The following is a 15,684-nucleotide window of genomic DNA, read 5'->3' as shown; positions in this document are numbered from 1 at the left end:
CACCGTTACAGGAATGACGGGAAGGGCAGGTCGGTGTCCTTGGTGAACACGTCGTCGAAGCCGCGGTAGAAGTGGAATTCCATGTCGTCCTTGTTTTCCGGGAAGACGAACTTGCCGCCGACCTGCCAGATGTAAGGCTTGAAGCCGTACTTGAGGCGATCCTTCTTCATCTTCCAGAGCATGGTGATTTCCATCGGATCGGCCATGAAGTTCGACCAGATGTCATGGTGGAAGGGGATGATGACTTTGGTATTGAGCGCCTCGGCCATGCGCAGGATGTCCGACGAAGTCATCTTGTCGGTGATGCCGCGCGGATTCTCGCCGTAGGAACCGAGGGCGACGTCGACCTTGTACTCGTTGCCATGCTTGGCATAACCGTTCGAGTAGTGCGAATCGCCGCTGTGGTAGAGGTTGCCGCCCGGCGTCTTGACGAGGTAGTTCACCGCCACTTCGTCCATGTCGACCGGCATCTTGTTCTTGGCGATCTCTTCCTTGGGCAGGGTGATGGCCATCGTGCGGTCGAAGGATTCGAGCGCGACGAGTTCGATGTCGCCGATCTTGACGACGTCGCCCGGCTTGACCTGGATGATGCGGTCGGCGGGAACGCCCCACTTCTTCCATTGGTCGGCGCAGGACTTCGGACCGATGAACGGCACCTTGGCTTCGACGTTCTTGAGCACGGCGGCGGCAACGTTGACGTCGATGTGATCGTTGTGGGTGTGCGTCGAAATGACAGCGTCAATCTGCTTGATGGCGAACGGATCGAGAACGAAGGGCGAGACGCGCAGGTTGGGTTGCAGCGCGACGCAGCCGCTCATGCGCGCCATCTGGTGATGCGGGTCCATCAGCGGGTTCTTCATCGAACGCTTGCCGGTGCCGCACCAGAAGTCGATACAGATATTGGTGTTACCGTCGGTCTTGACCCAGATGCCGGTGCAGGCCAGCCACCACATGGCGAAGGTGCCGGGCTTGACGACTTCGCGCTCGATTTCCTCGTTCAGCCAGGTGCCCCACTGCGGAAACGTGCTCAGTACCCAGGATTCCTTGGTGATCTCGTCCACTTTTGCCATGCGATTCTCCTTAAATGTTCATATTGATCTTATCGATCGATCATTTTGCAATAATATGATCACAACTATCTTTTTGCAAGATCATCTTGGTTCTTTTAATCCGGGGTGATGAAGTAGAGCGCGGCCTCGCCTTTTTCCCGGTTGGCGGCGACGATGATGTCGCGGCCGGCTTCGTTGATCACATGCACGTTGCTCGGTCCGACGCCTTCTTCAATGACGACGGCTTCGAGCGCGAGCGGCGCGGCCTGGTTTGCCTTGACGTAGAAGAGCTGTTGCTTGCCGCGGCGGCAGCCGCCGATGAACACCGGCGTGCCGGCCAGCGTGGCGCCGACGACGACGTGATAGAACTCGGTGACTTCGGGGTGCTCGAAGATGCGGACGAACTTGCCGTCGATCTTCTTGTAGACGCGGAAATACTCGCCGTGGAAGGGTTCGATCGTGGCGAATTCGAGTTCGCCGTCGCCGTCGATGTCGATCGTCGAGATGTCGCTGATCGGCCAGTCCATGAACTGTTCAACCTGCCAGTCGGCGCCGGGCGTCTGCGGCGGCGTGACCTCGAAGGCGCCCTCGCGGCAGGTGACGAGTCCGGACATGCGGCCGTCCACCGTCAGGCGGTCGTAGCCGTGGTTCTGCGTCAGGCCTTCCTTGAGTGCGCGTACCTGCAGCGGGCCGGGGCCGGTATATTCGCCGACCCAGATCTTGCCGGGGTTCGACCAGTCTTCCTTGGATTCCTTTTTGGTCGCCAGCGTGCAACCGATGAAATAGTGGCGACCGCCGACCGTCAGCAGATCGAAGCGGTGGATGTAAGGGAGCGCCAGGATGTCGGTGACATCGTAGCCGCCGTCGGCGCGCGGCTTGACGTGCACGACCTTGGCTTCTTCCCACTGGAACATCTTGAAGAACTTCTGCACCGCCAGGAATTCGCCGTTGGTGCCGGGAATTGGCACGATCGACATGGTGCCGCCGGGGCCTTCCCAGACATTATGCGATTCGCTGTAGTCGGGGCCGGTCCAGGCCTTGCACGCGCCTTCGCCCTCGGTCGCCAGCAGGATGCGCGTGCGCGCGTCGACGCTGAGGTGATTGGCGGCATAGCAGCGGTTGAATTCGGTGAGGAAGCGTTTCTCGATTTTCATGGGCGAGCCTCGTGAAGTGGGTGGTGATGCGTCGACAATTTGCTCTGATTTTACCCTGTCAAGGAAAGTAATGAAACATAAAACGATCAAAACGATCGAAAGTGCTTGCTTCGGGCAGGGGCTTTGGCATTAGAATGGCGCGAGGAATTTGTCAGCCGGGGGAAGAATGAAGGGGATCGTCACCGTCGACGTCGGTACGACGAGCATGCGCGCCATTCTTTATGATGGCGGCGGCCGCATCGTGCATATTTACCAGCGCGACAACGCGCCGGAGTATTTCGACGACGGGCGGGTCGAGCAGGCGCCGCAGGCCTGGGCCGGCATTCTTGCCGATTCGCTCGCGGCCTGTGCCGTTGCGGCACGGGATGACGGTATCGCGGTGGCCGGCATCGCGGTGACGGCGCAGCGTTCGTCGGTGATTCCGGTCGATGCCGACGGCGTGCCGCTGCATCCGGCGATCATGTGGCAGGACCGGCGTACCGCCGAGCTGGCGCGGGCGATGCAGGACAACGACGCGCTGGTCTACGGCAAGACCGGCCTGAAGATCTCGCCGGTGTTCTCGGCGCTCAAGATGTTGTGGTTCCGGCGTGAGCGGCCCGAGCTCTGGCAGCGCACGCACAAGATGATCGGCATCCAGGACTGGGTGCTCTATCTGCTCAGCGGTCGCTACGTTACCGACCACACCTTTGGCAGCCGCACCAATCTTTTCGATCTCAAGGCGCGACAGTGGGACGATGCCTTGCTTGACCTTTTCAGCGTCGAGCGGCGGATGCTCTGCGATCTCGTCGCACCGGGTGCCATCGTTGGCGGGTTGACGCCGGCAATGGCGTCAGCGACCGGTCTGCCGGCGGGGTTGCCCGTGGTGTCGGCCGGCGGCGACCAGCAGTGCGCGGCGCTCGGGCTGGGGCTGTTTTCGCCGCATCGGGCGGTGTCGAATACCGGCACCGGTTCCTACATGATCGGTCATGCCGATCATCCGGTCTTCGACGAGGCGATGCGTCTGGCCTGCAATGCCTCGGCGGTGCCGGGCGCCTATATCGTTGAGGCGGCGGTGTTGACCTCGGGCGCGATCTACCGCTGGTGCCGTGACGCGTTTTATGGCGATGCTTCCTTCGACGCGCTCAATGCCGAGGCGGCGGCGGCGCCGGCCGGCGCCAACGGGCTGCTGCTCTTGCCGCATTTCAAGGGCAGTGGCGCGCCGTACTGGGATCCGCAGGCGCGCGGCGCCTTCTACAATCTGACGCTGAGCACGACGCGCGGCGAGATGGCGCGGGCGATTCTCGAAGGCATTGCCGTCGAGATGAAAGGTGGCTTGTCGCTGGTCGAGCGCCTGTGCGGCTGCGTCGACTCGGTCAGCGTTTCGGGCGGACTGGCGCGTTCTGATCTCTTCAACCAGATCCAGAGCGACGTCTTCGACCGGCCGGTCGAGCGTTTTGCCAATAACGAAGCGACCTCGCTCGGGGCCTGGATTGCCGGGGCGGTGGCCGTCGGTCTGGAAAGCAGCTATCCTGCCGCCTTCGCGCGGGCGGCGCGACCGGAGGCGTCGCGGCAATATCGTCCGGACGCGTCGCAGCGGGCGCTGTACGAGCGGCAATGCCGGCGCTCGGAGGCGCTCTATCAGGCGCTGGCGTCGCCGGTGTTGCGCGAACTGTTCGAATAAGGGTCGGAAGATGAAACAGGCAGCCAAGCAATCGATCGCGTCGATCTCCAATTATCGCCACAAGAAAATTCTCGAAATGCTGTACCAGCGGCAGTCGATTTCGGCCGACGAGTTGGCGACCGAATTCGGCGTCTCGAAGATCACCATCCGACGCGATCTCGATACGCTCGCCGGCGAGAAATTCCTCGAACGCACGCGCGGCGGCGCCGTGTCGATCGCCGGGCTGCGTCTGGAAGAGTTTTTCGATGCCAAGGATCACGTCGCCAAGCGCGAAAAGGCGCTGATCGGCCGCTATGTTGCCTCGTTGATTGACGAGAACGAAACGGTCTTCATCAATGCCGGCTCGACGACGCTGGAAGTCATTCGTCATCTCCACGGCAAGAAGCTGCGCGTGGTGACGAACAACGCCGCCTGCCTGGGACTCGATCTCGATCCGCAGCTTGAGCTCATCCTGCTTGGCGGCGACTATCGCGCCCAGTCGAAGTCGCTGGTCGGCGATCTGACGATCGCCGGTCTGCACAGCATCTTCTCGAGCGTGACCGTGCTCGGCATCAATGGCGTCAGTATCCGCAAGGGCTGCACGACCGCCGTGCATCAGGAGACGAGCGTCAACAAGGCGATGATCGAGAACTCCGGCGGCAAGGTCATCGTCGTCGCCGATCACACCAAGATGAATTGCGTCTCGAGCTTCCTCACCTGTCCGCTGGCGCGCATCGACGTCATCGTCACCGACTGGCTGACGCCGGTCTCGTTCTGCCAGGAACTCGAAGAGGCCGGATTGTCGGTCGTGCGGGTGCCGGAAGAGGCTTGAGTCTGCCGGGTGTCCGCGTGGCGCCGGGGCATGTCTGATAACGGAAAATCGCGTTCGCGCCGTCTGGCAGTGGGCAGTGTTTTGCCGCGAATTTGTCGCTGAGTTCCTTCCGCTCTTTCCGTACTTCATTCCTTTTTGGCATTAACAAATTTATAACATTCCAAAACGGAATTAAGTTTTGATAATTTGTCGTTTGTCGTCTCGGTAACACCCTGTAAAAATTGAAATATAGAAGTTACACGTCAGTTTTTACATCGACTTTATTCCTTCTGTGCATCAAATGGTTTTCTGTTTTTGTGAAAACCTTCGTTTTTTGCAAGAAGTGTTTGAATTTGAAAGGTTACCAGATTCATGAGCGACATTACCGCCGTTCTCGGTGTCATCGGTTCCGACTGTCATGCCGTCGGCAACAAGATCCTCGACCATGCACTGACGGCCGAGGGCATCAAGGTCGTCAATCTCGGCGTCATGGTCAGCCAGGACGAGTTCATCAATGCCGCCGTCGAAACCGGCGCGCAGGCAATCCTGGTGGCATCGATCTACGGTCACGGCGAAATCGACTGTGACGGACTGCGCGGTCGCTGCCTCGAACGCGGTCTCGACAAGGTCGTGCTTTATGTCGGTGGCAACCTCGTTATCGGCAAGCGTGACTTCGCCGAAGTCGAGACGCTGTTCCGCGGCATGGGTTATGACCGCGTCTTTCCGCCGACCGTCGATCTGAAGGAAATGGCGAACCTGCTCAAACAGGACGTCGCAGCCCGCTCATGATCGTCGCCTGTCTCGATATCGGGTCGACCTGGACAAAAGGCGCGACCTTCCGCGTCGATGGCGAGACGGTGTCCTTGCTGGCGCGTGCGGCGCGGCCGACCACGGTGGTCAATCTCGCCGACGGCTTTTTTGCCGTGCTCGGCGATATCGTCGAGGGCGATCCGCTCGCGCAACTGCATGACGGACGCTTGAGCCTCCAGTATTCGTCGTCGGCGAAAGGCGGGCTCGCCGTCGCCGCCATCGGCCTCGTGCCGGAAATGACGCTGGAAATCGGCAAGATCGCCGCCCAGTCGGCCGGTGCGCGCCTGTCGCAGGTCTTCGCCTATCACCTGACCGAGGACGACATCGCCGGCCTCGAAGCCTCGCCGCCCGACATCCTGCTCTTTGCCGGCGGCACTGACGGCGGCAATACCAATTATGTGCGCGCCAATGCCGAGGCGATCGGCCGCTCGTCGATCGATTGCGAGATCGTCTATGCCGGCAACCGCTCGGTCGCTGCCGAGGTCGGACGTCTGCTCGCTGGCAAGCGCCTGCGCATCGTCGACAACCTGATGCCGGTCTTCAACGAGCCGAACCCGGACCCGGCGCGCGACGCCATCCGCACGATCTTTCTCGAAACCATCGTCAAGGGCAAAGGGCTCGATCGCATCATGGCGGCGACCGGTGCGGCGCCGGTGCCGACGCCGTTTGCCGTGCTCGAATACACCCGGGCGATCCATGCGCATGTGCCCGAATGGGATAGCTTCGTGCTCTTCGACATGGGCGGCGCGACGACCGATGTGTACTCGGTTCATCAGGAAATGCCCGATCTTGGCACGGTGTTGCGCGGCCTGCCCGAACCGGAAGTGAAGCGCACCGTCGAGGGGGATCTCGGCATGCGCGTGTCGGCCAGGACGACGGTCGAAGCCGGCGAGCCGGAGTTCGGCGACGCCGCCGAAGCCTTGCGCTGCTATGCCGAACGCGTGGTGGCGCAGCCCGAGTTCCTGCCGCTGACGCCCGAGGATGCGGCGCTCGATACGCGTCTGGCCGCCGTCTGCGTCGGGCAGGCGTGCCGTCGTCATGTCGGCCGCCTGGCGACGATCTACACGCCGGACGGCGAGATGAAGATCCAGACCGGCCGCGATCTGCGCCAGGTAGCGCGGGTCATCGGTTCGGGCGGCTGGCTTGCACGTGCCGCCGATTTCGATCCGGCGCCGTGGTTCGCGCAGCACGCCGTCGATGCGCGCGGACGCCTCGTGCTGTTCCCGCAGCACTTTAGCTATTACCGCGACGCGGACTACCTGTTCCCGTTGCTGGCCAACCTCGCGCGCGCCTTCCCCGCAGCCGCCGCGCAGGCGGGCATCCGCTTATTGCAAGATTGACTTTAGGAGTCTGTTGAATGAAATTGAAAAGCGAAAAAATGACAATGGAAGCGTTCCAGGCCGAACGCGAAGAAGTCATGCGCACCTGGCCGACCGGCCAGGGCGTCGACTTCGAGGACGGCGTCCGCTACCAATTGGCGCTGCCCGAGAGCAAGCGCTTCTCCAGTGCGTTGGCCAAGGCCGAGCGCGAGGGCAAGACGCTGTGCCAGCCGCGCGCCGGTGTGGCGCTGGTCGATGAGCATATCAAGCTGCTGCAGTTCCTCGAGCCCTCCTGCGACCTGCTGCCGTCGACGATCGACGCCTACACGCGTCTCAATCATTACGAAAAGGCCGCCGAGGGCGTCGCCCGTTCGCTTGCGGCGGGAACCTCGCTGCTCAACGGCTTTCCGGCAGTCAATCATGGCCTGGCCGAGTGCCGTCGCGTCGTCGAGGCGCTGAAGAAACCGGTGCAGGTGCGCCACGGCACACCGGATGCCCGCCTGCTCGGCGAGATCACGCTGGCAGCCGGTTTCACCGCCTACGAGGGCGGCGGCATCTCGTACAACATTCCTTATGCCAAGAAGGTGCCGCTCGAGCGTTCGATCCGTCACTGGCAGTACTGCGACCGCCTCGTCGGCCTGTACGAGGAGCGTGGTGTGCGCATCAACCGCGAACCCTTCGGGCCGCTCTCGGGCACGCTGGTGCCGCCCTTCGTCTCGCACTGCGTCGCCATCATCGAGGGCCTGCTGGCACTTGAACAGGGCTGCAAGTGTATTACGCTGGGATACGGACAGGCCGGCAATATCGTTCAGGACATCGCCGCGATCCGCTCGCTGCGCGAACTCGGGCACGAGTTCTTCCGCGCCGCCGGCTATGAGGACTATGCGTTATCGACGGTCTTCCACCAATGGATGGGCGGTTTCCCCGAGAACGAGGCGATGGCCTTCTCGGTGATCGCCTGGGGCAGCGCTATGGCGGCGCTCTCGGGCGCGACCAAAGTGATCGTCAAGACGCCGCACGAAGCTTCCGGCATCCCGACCAAGGAAGCCAACAAGCAGGGCCTCGATGCGACGACGCAACTGCTCAACATGGTGCGCGAACAGGTCTTCCCGGCGAGTCCGGTGGTCGATCTCGAAGTCGAGCTGATCAAGCGCGAAGTGCGTGCGGTGATGGCCAAGGTCTTCGAACTCGGCAACGGCGACGTTGCCGTCGGCGCCGTGCGCGCCTTCGAGGCCGGCGTGCTCGACGTGCCCTTCGCACCCGCCACCTGCAATGCCGGCAAGCTGATGCCGGTGCGCGACAACGAGGGCGCCGTGCGTATCTTCGAAGTCGGTCGCGTGCCGCTGCCGGACGACGTCCTTGCCTACCACAAGGAGAAGATCGCCGAGCGCGCCAAGGCGGAAAACCGTGCGCCCGTCTTCCAGATGGTGGTGGACGACATCTATGCCATATCCAAGAGCAAACTGATCGGGAGACCGCGATGAAAATTACCCAGGCCCTGTTCGTATCGGGCTATTCCTCTTTCTATTTCGACGACCAGAAGGCGATCAAGAACGGCGCCGGGCAGGACGGCTTCGTCTATCTCGGCAAGGCCGTCACCGACGGCTTCCGCGACATCCGCCAGGCCGGCGAATGCGTCTCGGTGCTGCTCGTGCTCGACAACGGCACGGTCGCCGTCGGCGATTGCGCGGCGGTGCAGTACTCGGGCGCTGGCGGCCGCGATCCGCTGTTCCTTGGCGCGAACTTCGTGCCATTTCTCGAAAAGCATATCAAGCCGCTGCTCGAAGGACGTTCGGTGGCGACTTTCCTGCCCAATGCGCGCTATTTCGACGCGCTCGAGATCGACGGCAAGCGCCTGCATACGGCGATCCGCTACGGCCTGACGCAGGCCTTGCTCGACGCGACGGCGCAAGCGCGCAGCATCACCAAGGCCGAGGTCATTCTCGATGAATACCAACTGCCTTTCGTCGCTGCACCGGTGCCGCTGTTCGGCCAGAGCGGCGACGACCGCTATGCCGCCGTCGACAAGATGCTGCTCAAGGGCGTCGATGCGCTGCCGCACGGGCTGATCAACAATGTGCCCGACAAGCTCGGATACAAGGGCGAGAAGCTCGAGGAATACATCCGCTGGCTCGTCGCCCGCGTCGAGAAGCTGCGCACGCGGCCGGACTACAGACCCTCCTTGCATATCGACGTCTATGGCACGATCGGCCTGATCTTCGACCAGGACGCCGCACGCGTCGCCGAGTATGTCGCCGGCCTCGAAAAGGCCGCCGGCCCGCTCGACCTCTACATCGAAGGCCCGGTCGATGCCGGCAGCAAGGACGCGCAGATCGAGGAACTGGGCAAAATCACACGGCGCCTCAAACAACTCGGTTCGAACGTCAAGATCGTCGCCGACGAATGGTGCAACACCTACGAGGACATCGTCGAGTTCACCGACGCGCAGTGCTGCCACATGGCGCAGATCAAGACGCCCGACCTCGGCGGCATCCACAACATCGTCGAGTCGGTGCTCTACTGTAACGCCAATGGCATGGAAGCCTATCAGGGCGGTACCTGCAACGAAACCGACGTCTCGGCCCGCGCCTGTGTGCACCTTGCCCTCGCGGCGCGGCCGATGCGCATGCTGGTCAAGCCCGGCATGGGCTTCGATGAAGGAATGAACATCGTCTATAACGAAATGCATCGCACGCTGGCGCTGCTTAAAGCACGGAGAAGCTAAGCATGAAACCTGAATTCAAGATTCTTTCCCCGACCGCAATCCTTGGCTATGGCTTCCCGGAAGCCAGCTTCCTGCGCGGCATGGCCGAAAAGCCCGACCTCATCGCCGTCGACGGCGGCTCGACCGATCCCGGCCCGTACTATCTCGGCGCCGGCAAGGCCTTCACCGATCGCACCGGTGTCAAACGCGACCTGCGCTACATGATCACGCACGGCGTCAAAGCCGGCATCCCGGTCGTCGTCGGCACGGCCGGCGGTTCGGGCGCGGCGCCGCACCTCGAATGGTGCCGCGAGATCATTCTCGAAATCGCCAAGGAAGAAAAGCTGAGCTTCAAGATGGCGGTGATCCCGACCGACGTCGACAAGGCGACGATCCATGCCGCGCTCGATGCCGGTGACATCGAGCCGCTCGACCTGGTGCCGCCGCTGACGCATGAAGCCATCGATGCCAGCCCCTACATCGTCGCCCAGGCCGGCGTCGAGCCCTTCATCCGTGCGCTCGAAGCCGGTGCGCAGGTGGTGCTCGCCGGTCGCGGTTACGACCCGGCTTGTTTCGCGGCGCTGCCGATCATGAAGGGCTATGACGAAGGCCTGGCGCTGCACTGCGGCAAGATCCTCGAATGCGCCGCCATCGCCGCTTCGCCCGGTTCGGGTTCGGACTGTGCGATGGGCATCCTGCGCGAGGATTCCTTTGTGCTGAAAGCGCTTTCCGACGACCGCAAGTTCACCGCCGAATCGGCAGCGGCGCACACGCTCTACGAGAAGTCCGATCCTTATCACCTGCCCGGACCGGGCGGTATCCTCGACCTGACCGAGTGCACCTTCACCGAACTCGGTGACGGCACTGTCGAAGTGCGCGGCTCGAAGCATGTGCATACTCCGTACAAGGTCAAGCTCGAAGGCTCGGCGCCGGTCGGCTTCCGCACGATCTCGATCGCCGGCACGCGCGATCCGATCATGATCTCGACGATCGATTCGATCATCGATGCAGTCAAGGCGCGCGTCGGTGTCATCCTCGGCAACGAGGCCAAGGCGCAGGTGTTCTTCCATATCTACGGCAAGAACGGTGTCATGGGGGGACTGGAGCCGCTGAAGGGTGCGACGGCGCATGAGCTTGGCATCGTCATCGAAGTGCTCGCCGACACGCAGGAGCAGGCCAATACGGTCTGTTCGCTGACGCGCTCGACGCTTCTGCACTATGGCTATCCGGGTCGCGTCGCCACCGCCGGCAATCTCGCCTTCCCGTTCTCGCCGTCGGATGTGCAGGCTGGCACCGTCTACGAATTCGCCCTTTACCACCTGATGCCGATCGACCCGGCGACGGCGTTCCCGTTCCGCATGGAACAGGTTGGCTGAGCCCGTTGGAGACAAGGATAAGCTCATGAAAAATATTCTCGACATCGCCCGCGTCGTTCGCTCCAAGAACTCCGGGCCTTATGAACTCGTGCTCGACGTCATGCTCAAGGATCGCGCGCTGTTCGACGCGCTGCGCGCCAGCGGTCAGTTTTCGCCGGAGCGCGTCGCAAAGGCCTATGGCGTCGGACTCGACGAGATCCGCAACATCGTCTGGTTCGAACCGGCCAATGCCGTCAAGGTCGTCATGCCGCGCCGCATCGTTTCGGGCGCGCCCGGCGATTCCGACGTGTATGGCGCGCAGCAGCACGCGCCCTTGCTTGGCATGACCTTCGATCTCTAATTTCGAGGAGGGCTGTGAGGCGGGGTGCCCTTTGTTTCGGGTGCCCTGCTGTCATGGCATGATTCGGTCCGCTGACGCATTTCCGAGAGAAGGAAGATGGCCATGGTGGTGATGCACGAAACCCTGATCTACGCGGTCTATTACGCGCCGCGGGGGCGTTTGCGCCTGTACCGGCTGGGGCGGGACATCGCCGAGCGCCATCTGTTTCCGACCGATCTCCTGGTCGGCATCATCGGCGCCGAGGGGGCCGGCAAGTCGACGCTGATTCGCGGCCTGTTTCCCGGCCTCGAACTCACCAATGATGACGAGGGCATCAACCTGCGCACGGCGCCGATCTTCGACTTCAACGAGTCGGACCGTTTCGGGCCGCACACCTATCACATCGACGTGCGTTACGAGCAGGCTTTCCACCAGCTCTGGGAAATCGCCGAGGTGGTGACCGAGGCGATCCGCCATCGTCGTCGCGTCATCGTCGAGCATTTCGACCTGCTCTATCCGCACCTCAATTTCAACGCCCAGATCATCCTCGGCATCGGCGAGGAGGTCGTTGTCGCGCGGCCCAATGTTTTCGGTCCCGATCCGGCGGCGATCAAGGAGATCGTCTATCGCACCGTCAAGTACCGCAAGATGGCGCACTCGGCCGAGGACATCACCAGCATGATCCTGTCGCGCGATTACGGTATCCCGATTCCCGGGCTGCACTCCGACGTCAAGCATGGCTTTGTCATCGGCTTCACGCATCCGCCGGAAATCGATTTCAAGAAGCTGGAGGCCGATGTCGCCGAATACATCGCCCGCGATCTGCCGATCACGCCGGCCGACGAGGATCACATCCGCATCGGCGACGAGGTCATCGAATGCACCGGTGTGCGCACGCACGTGCCGTCGACGGGGCTGATCGAGTCGTTCCGGTTATTGCCCGAGTTTCGCTTCAATCCGATCGACCAGGAGTACCTGCTGGTCGGTATGGTCGGTGAAGCGCAGCAGGAAACGGGTTTCGACCGCATCCTGAAGATCGTCGGCTGATCCCGGCGGCATCGCCGGGATCGGGGGCGGCGATGCCGCCGCTGCGTCTTATTTACCGCCGCTTTGCCCGTAGTAGGCGCCGGGGCCGTGCTTGCGCAGGTAGTGCTTGTCGAGCAGGTATTGCGGCATCGGCGGCAGGTTCGGCGCCAGCTGCAGGCTGAGCAGCGCCATGCGCGCCGTCAGTTCGAGCACGGCGGCATTATGCACGGCGTCGTGCGCGGTCTTGCCCCAGGCGAAGGGGCCGTGATTGGCGACGAGCACGGCCGGCACGTCCTTGGGATCGAGCTTGCCGGCCTTGAACCGTTCGACGATGGCGATGCCGGTCTGCGCTTCGTAGTGTTCCTTGACCTCGGCTTCGGTGAGCACCGCAGTGCAGGGGATTTCGCCGTAGAAATAGTCGGCGTGGGTCGTGCCGAAGGCCGGGATGCCACGGCAGGCTTGTGCCCAGACGGTCGCCCAGGTCGAGTGCGTGTGCACGATGCCGCCGAGTGTCGGGAAATGGCGATACAACTCGACGTGGGTAGCGAGGTCGGAGGAGGGGTTGAGCGTGCCTTCGATGCGCTTGCCGTCGCGGTCGACGACGACCATGTCCTCGACCTTCATCGTCTCGTAGGGAACGCCGCTTGGCTTGATGACGATGGCGCCGGTATCGGCGTCCTTGCCGCTGACATTGCCCCAGGTGAAGTCGACGAGGCCGAGCTTGGGCAGGTCGAGGTTGGCCTCGAGCACTTCCTGTTTCAGTTGTTCAAGCATTATTCATATCCTCCTTGAGTGAGACGTTCGCCGACCCACTGGCGGGCCTTGGCGATTTCGGCGAGCGGGTCGGCGGCTTTCTCGGTCCACATTTCGATCAGGAACGGGCCGGCATAGCGCAGCGACTTCAATGTCTGGAAACAATGCACGAAGTCGACGCAGCCCTCGCCGAAGGGAATGTCGCGGAAGGCACCGGGGAAGTCGGGGCCGACGGCCTTCGTTTCCTTGACGTGCACGCCGACGATGTGGTCGATGCCGATTTCAAGTTCGTGGGCGACGTCGTTGCCCCAGGCGGTCAGGTTGCCGAGGTCGGGATAGACCTTGAACCATGGCGAGGGCAGGCGCTCCTTGAGCTTCAGATAGCGGGTGATCGAGTTCTGGAACGGCGTGTCCATGATTTCGAGGCCGAGCATGACCTGATGCTGCGCCGCGACCTCGAGCGCCTTTTCCATGCCTTCGATATAGCGTTCGCGCGATGCGCGCGTGCTCGGCTCATAGTAAACATCGTAGCCGGCCAACTGGATGACGCGGATGCCTGTGTCGCAGGCGAAGCGGATCGCTTTTTCCATGAAGTCGGCGGCCTGTTTGCGGATCGCCGGGTCGGCGCTGCCGAAGGGGATCTTGCGATGGCCCGAGAGGCACATGCTTGGCACCGGGATGCCGGCCTCGCGCGATTGGCGGAAGAAATCGAGCCGCTCGGCGAGCGACCAGTCGAGGCGCGCCATGCGTTCGGGCGTCTCATCGACCGAGAGTTCGAGAAAGTCGTAACCGGCGTTCCTTGCCGCAGCAAAGCGCTCGGACCAGCTCAAGTGTTTGGGAAGGGCTTTTTCGTAAATACCGACCGGATTGTCCATGGGCCGCCTTTCGATACGGGGTGGGGTGGGAGTGTACGTGGTTTTTTGGTCAATTGTAAACTGCGAAAAGCGCAAAGTGATCGTTATGATGGTTAAAAAGAGAAGTTTTGCGTCGTTTGCCGCGTCGGGCTTGATGTGTGCTTATGCCGTAGGGCTGGCGAATTGTGTCTGCAATCAAATGATTTTTAAAGGAAATTATTTCATCAAATATTTCTTGCAAAAGGCGACACGTTGACTATAGAATGGTTCCATAAGTGATCATAATGATCGTTGTGGTTCTTAATCGGCAAACAATCAGGAGAGGCAACATGGCAAAAGCAAAATGGATGGCAATCTTGACCGCCTTGTTCGTGACGGCGGGTGGCGCGGCGCAGGCACAGACGAGCTACAAGATCGGTTATCTGCCAAGCACGGTTGGTCAGGCGCTGACGCAAGCCTGGAAGGCGGGCATCGAGCGGACCGTGAAAAATCAGCCGAATGTCAGTCTGCAGTCGCTTGACGCGCAGATGAAGGCCGAGATTCAGGTGACAATGATGGACGACTTCATCAACCAGGGTTACAACGCGATCATTTTGCAACCGATCGATGCCGCCGCGCTGACGGCCAGCGTCAAGAAGGCCGAAGGCAAGGGCATTCACGTCATCACGCTGAATACCGACACGATGCTGCCGCACGCTGCCTGCGTGACGATGGACGACGAAGGTGCCGGCGCCATGGTCGGCGAAAGCATCGGCAAGGCGCTCGGTGGCAAGGGCAATGTCGCCATCCTGCAATCGCCTCCGGGTGCGCAGGCCGGCGTCGAGCGCGAGAAGGGTTTCCGCAACGCGATGGCCAAGAACTATCCCGGCATCAAGATCGTCGGCGCCCAGAACGCGGCCTGGAACAAGGACAAGGCGATCGAGATCATGAACAGCTTCCTGCAAGTCAATAAGGAGCTGGATGCCGTCTTCGCCGTCAATGACAATATGGCCGAAGGCGCCATGATCGCCGCCGAAGCCGCCGGTCGCCTGGCGAAGGTCCAGATCTGGGGCTTCAACGGGCAGAAGAGCACGCTGGCGCTGATCGAGCAAGGCAAGATCACCGGCACCGCCTACACCAACGCCTACAACCAGGGCGCCACCGCTGCGCAATATGTGCTTGATCTGCTCTCGGGCGCCAAGAAGAAGGGCGGCAAGACCGAGATCATCACCGTGCCGCCGTTCGCTGCGACCAAGGCGACGGTTGCCCAGATCAAGGCTGAAGACCGCTGGTAAGACCTGCCTCCGGATGACGGCGCCCGCGGGCGCCGTCACTGCCAACATCCGGAGTGTTTTCCCTCCTCGTATCACCCAGAAATCCAAGCATCGTTCGGAGGTTTTATCGTGTCGGTCAGTGCCATACGACGACTCATCTTGATCGGGTTGCTGCTGCTCATCTCGGCGCTCCTGTCCCTAGCCACGCCCACGTTCCTGACGCTGGACAACATCATGACGCTGTTGCAGGAGGCGTCGCTGACGGGGATCATCGCGATCGGTTTCACGCTGGTGCTGATCACGGCGGGGATCGACATGTCGATCGGCGCCGTGGTGGCCATCACCTCGATGGTCTGCATCAACTTCATTTCCTACACGCAACTGCCGGCGTATATCTACATTCCGATCGCGCTGGCCGGAGGCTGCCTGATCGGCTGGGTGAACGGCTTCTTCATCACCTACTTCGAGCTGCCTGAATTCATTGTCACGCTGGCGACGCGGGGCATTCTCGCGGGGTTGGCGCTGATCGCGGCGGTCAAGGACGAACAGGGCTTCGTCAAGAACGTCTTCATCCAGGACGAGGTCTTTCTCTCCTTCGGCGAGACGGTCGGGCCGGT

General features: G+C 61.8%; 15 protein-coding genes. 11 read left to right on the top strand and 4 right to left on the bottom strand.

What is annotated here, in order from left to right; translation table 11 throughout:
- Window positions 1-5: 5 nt before the first annotated feature.
- Window positions 6-1,070: an L-ascorbate 6-phosphate lactonase gene (gene ulaG, locus BLR25_RS16415; protein WP_091939084.1), complete on the bottom strand. Its 1,065-nt coding sequence runs from the start codon at window positions 1,068-1,070 to the stop codon at window positions 6-8.
- Between the two features lie 95 nt (window positions 1,071-1,165).
- A complete protein-coding gene (locus BLR25_RS16410; protein WP_091939082.1) occupies window positions 1,166-2,203 on the bottom strand; it encodes a hypothetical protein in 1,038 nt (345 codons plus the stop codon).
- Window positions 2,204-2,369: 166 nt separating this feature from the next.
- Between BLR25_RS16410 and BLR25_RS16405 the strand changes: the two genes are divergently transcribed.
- From BLR25_RS16405 to BLR25_RS16365, 9 genes are all read left to right on the top strand, one after another.
- On the top strand, window positions 2,370-3,863 hold the full coding sequence (locus BLR25_RS16405) for an FGGY-family carbohydrate kinase (RefSeq protein WP_091939080.1): 1,494 nt from the start codon (window positions 2,370-2,372) through the stop codon (window positions 3,861-3,863).
- A 10-nt stretch (window positions 3,864-3,873) separates the two neighbouring features.
- A complete protein-coding gene (locus tag BLR25_RS16400) occupies window positions 3,874-4,674 on the top strand; it encodes a DeoR/GlpR family DNA-binding transcription regulator (protein ID WP_091939078.1) in 801 nt (266 codons plus the stop codon).
- Between the two features lie 351 nt (window positions 4,675-5,025).
- Window positions 5,026-5,442, top strand: coding sequence for a methylaspartate mutase subunit S (glmS, locus tag BLR25_RS16395; protein WP_091939077.1), 417 nt, complete (start codon window positions 5,026-5,028; stop codon window positions 5,440-5,442).
- Window positions 5,439-6,803 (top strand): glutamate mutase L, encoded by a 1,365-nt coding sequence (locus tag BLR25_RS16390; protein ID WP_091939075.1) that lies wholly within the window; start codon window positions 5,439-5,441, stop codon window positions 6,801-6,803. The genes glmS and BLR25_RS16390 overlap by 4 nt, the downstream gene beginning before the upstream one ends.
- A gap of 17 nt (window positions 6,804-6,820) precedes the next feature.
- Window positions 6,821-8,266: a methylaspartate mutase subunit E gene (locus BLR25_RS16385; protein WP_091939073.1), complete on the top strand. Its 1,446-nt coding sequence runs from the start codon at window positions 6,821-6,823 to the stop codon at window positions 8,264-8,266.
- Window positions 8,263-9,507 (top strand): methylaspartate ammonia-lyase, encoded by a 1,245-nt coding sequence (locus BLR25_RS16380; protein WP_091939071.1) that lies wholly within the window; start codon window positions 8,263-8,265, stop codon window positions 9,505-9,507. Before BLR25_RS16385 ends, BLR25_RS16380 begins: the two co-directional genes overlap by 4 nt.
- Before the next feature lie 2 nt (window positions 9,508-9,509).
- Window positions 9,510-10,862 (top strand): acyclic terpene utilization AtuA family protein, encoded by a 1,353-nt coding sequence (locus tag BLR25_RS16375; protein WP_091939070.1) that lies wholly within the window; start codon window positions 9,510-9,512, stop codon window positions 10,860-10,862.
- 25 nt (window positions 10,863-10,887) lie between these two features.
- A complete protein-coding gene (locus tag BLR25_RS16370) occupies window positions 10,888-11,202 on the top strand; it encodes a DUF4387 domain-containing protein (protein WP_091939068.1) in 315 nt (104 codons plus the stop codon).
- Between the two features lie 102 nt (window positions 11,203-11,304).
- On the top strand, window positions 11,305-12,228 hold the full coding sequence (locus BLR25_RS16365; protein ID WP_218122783.1) for an alanyl-tRNA editing protein: 924 nt from the start codon (window positions 11,305-11,307) through the stop codon (window positions 12,226-12,228).
- 48 nt (window positions 12,229-12,276) lie between these two features.
- Here BLR25_RS16365 and BLR25_RS16360 read toward each other — a convergent pair whose 3' ends face one another.
- Together BLR25_RS16360 and BLR25_RS16355 are read right to left on the bottom strand one after the other, a co-directional pair.
- Window positions 12,277-12,981: an L-ribulose-5-phosphate 4-epimerase gene (locus BLR25_RS16360; RefSeq protein WP_091939065.1), complete on the bottom strand. Its 705-nt coding sequence runs from the start codon at window positions 12,979-12,981 to the stop codon at window positions 12,277-12,279.
- Window positions 12,981-13,835 carry an L-ribulose-5-phosphate 3-epimerase gene (locus tag BLR25_RS16355; RefSeq protein ID WP_091939063.1) on the bottom strand — a complete coding sequence of 285 codons (855 nt, stop codon included), beginning with the start codon at window positions 13,833-13,835 and terminating at the stop codon, window positions 12,981-12,983. Before BLR25_RS16355 ends, BLR25_RS16360 begins: the two co-directional genes overlap by 1 nt.
- A gap of 308 nt (window positions 13,836-14,143) precedes the next feature.
- Between BLR25_RS16355 and BLR25_RS16345 the strand changes: the two genes are divergently transcribed.
- Both BLR25_RS16345 and BLR25_RS16340 read left to right on the top strand, forming a co-directional pair.
- On the top strand, window positions 14,144-15,088 hold the full coding sequence (locus BLR25_RS16345) for a sugar ABC transporter substrate-binding protein (RefSeq protein WP_176785949.1): 945 nt from the start codon (window positions 14,144-14,146) through the stop codon (window positions 15,086-15,088).
- Between the two features lie 138 nt (window positions 15,089-15,226).
- The coding region (locus BLR25_RS16340) for an ABC transporter permease (RefSeq protein ID WP_176785948.1) at window positions 15,227-15,684 on the top strand (458 nt) is incomplete at its 3' end.

The organism is Propionivibrio dicarboxylicus, from assembly GCF_900099695.1.
Classification (GTDB): Bacteria; Pseudomonadota; Gammaproteobacteria; order Burkholderiales; family Rhodocyclaceae; genus Propionivibrio; species Propionivibrio dicarboxylicus.
This window is presented reverse-complemented; position numbering and strand designations above follow the sequence as displayed.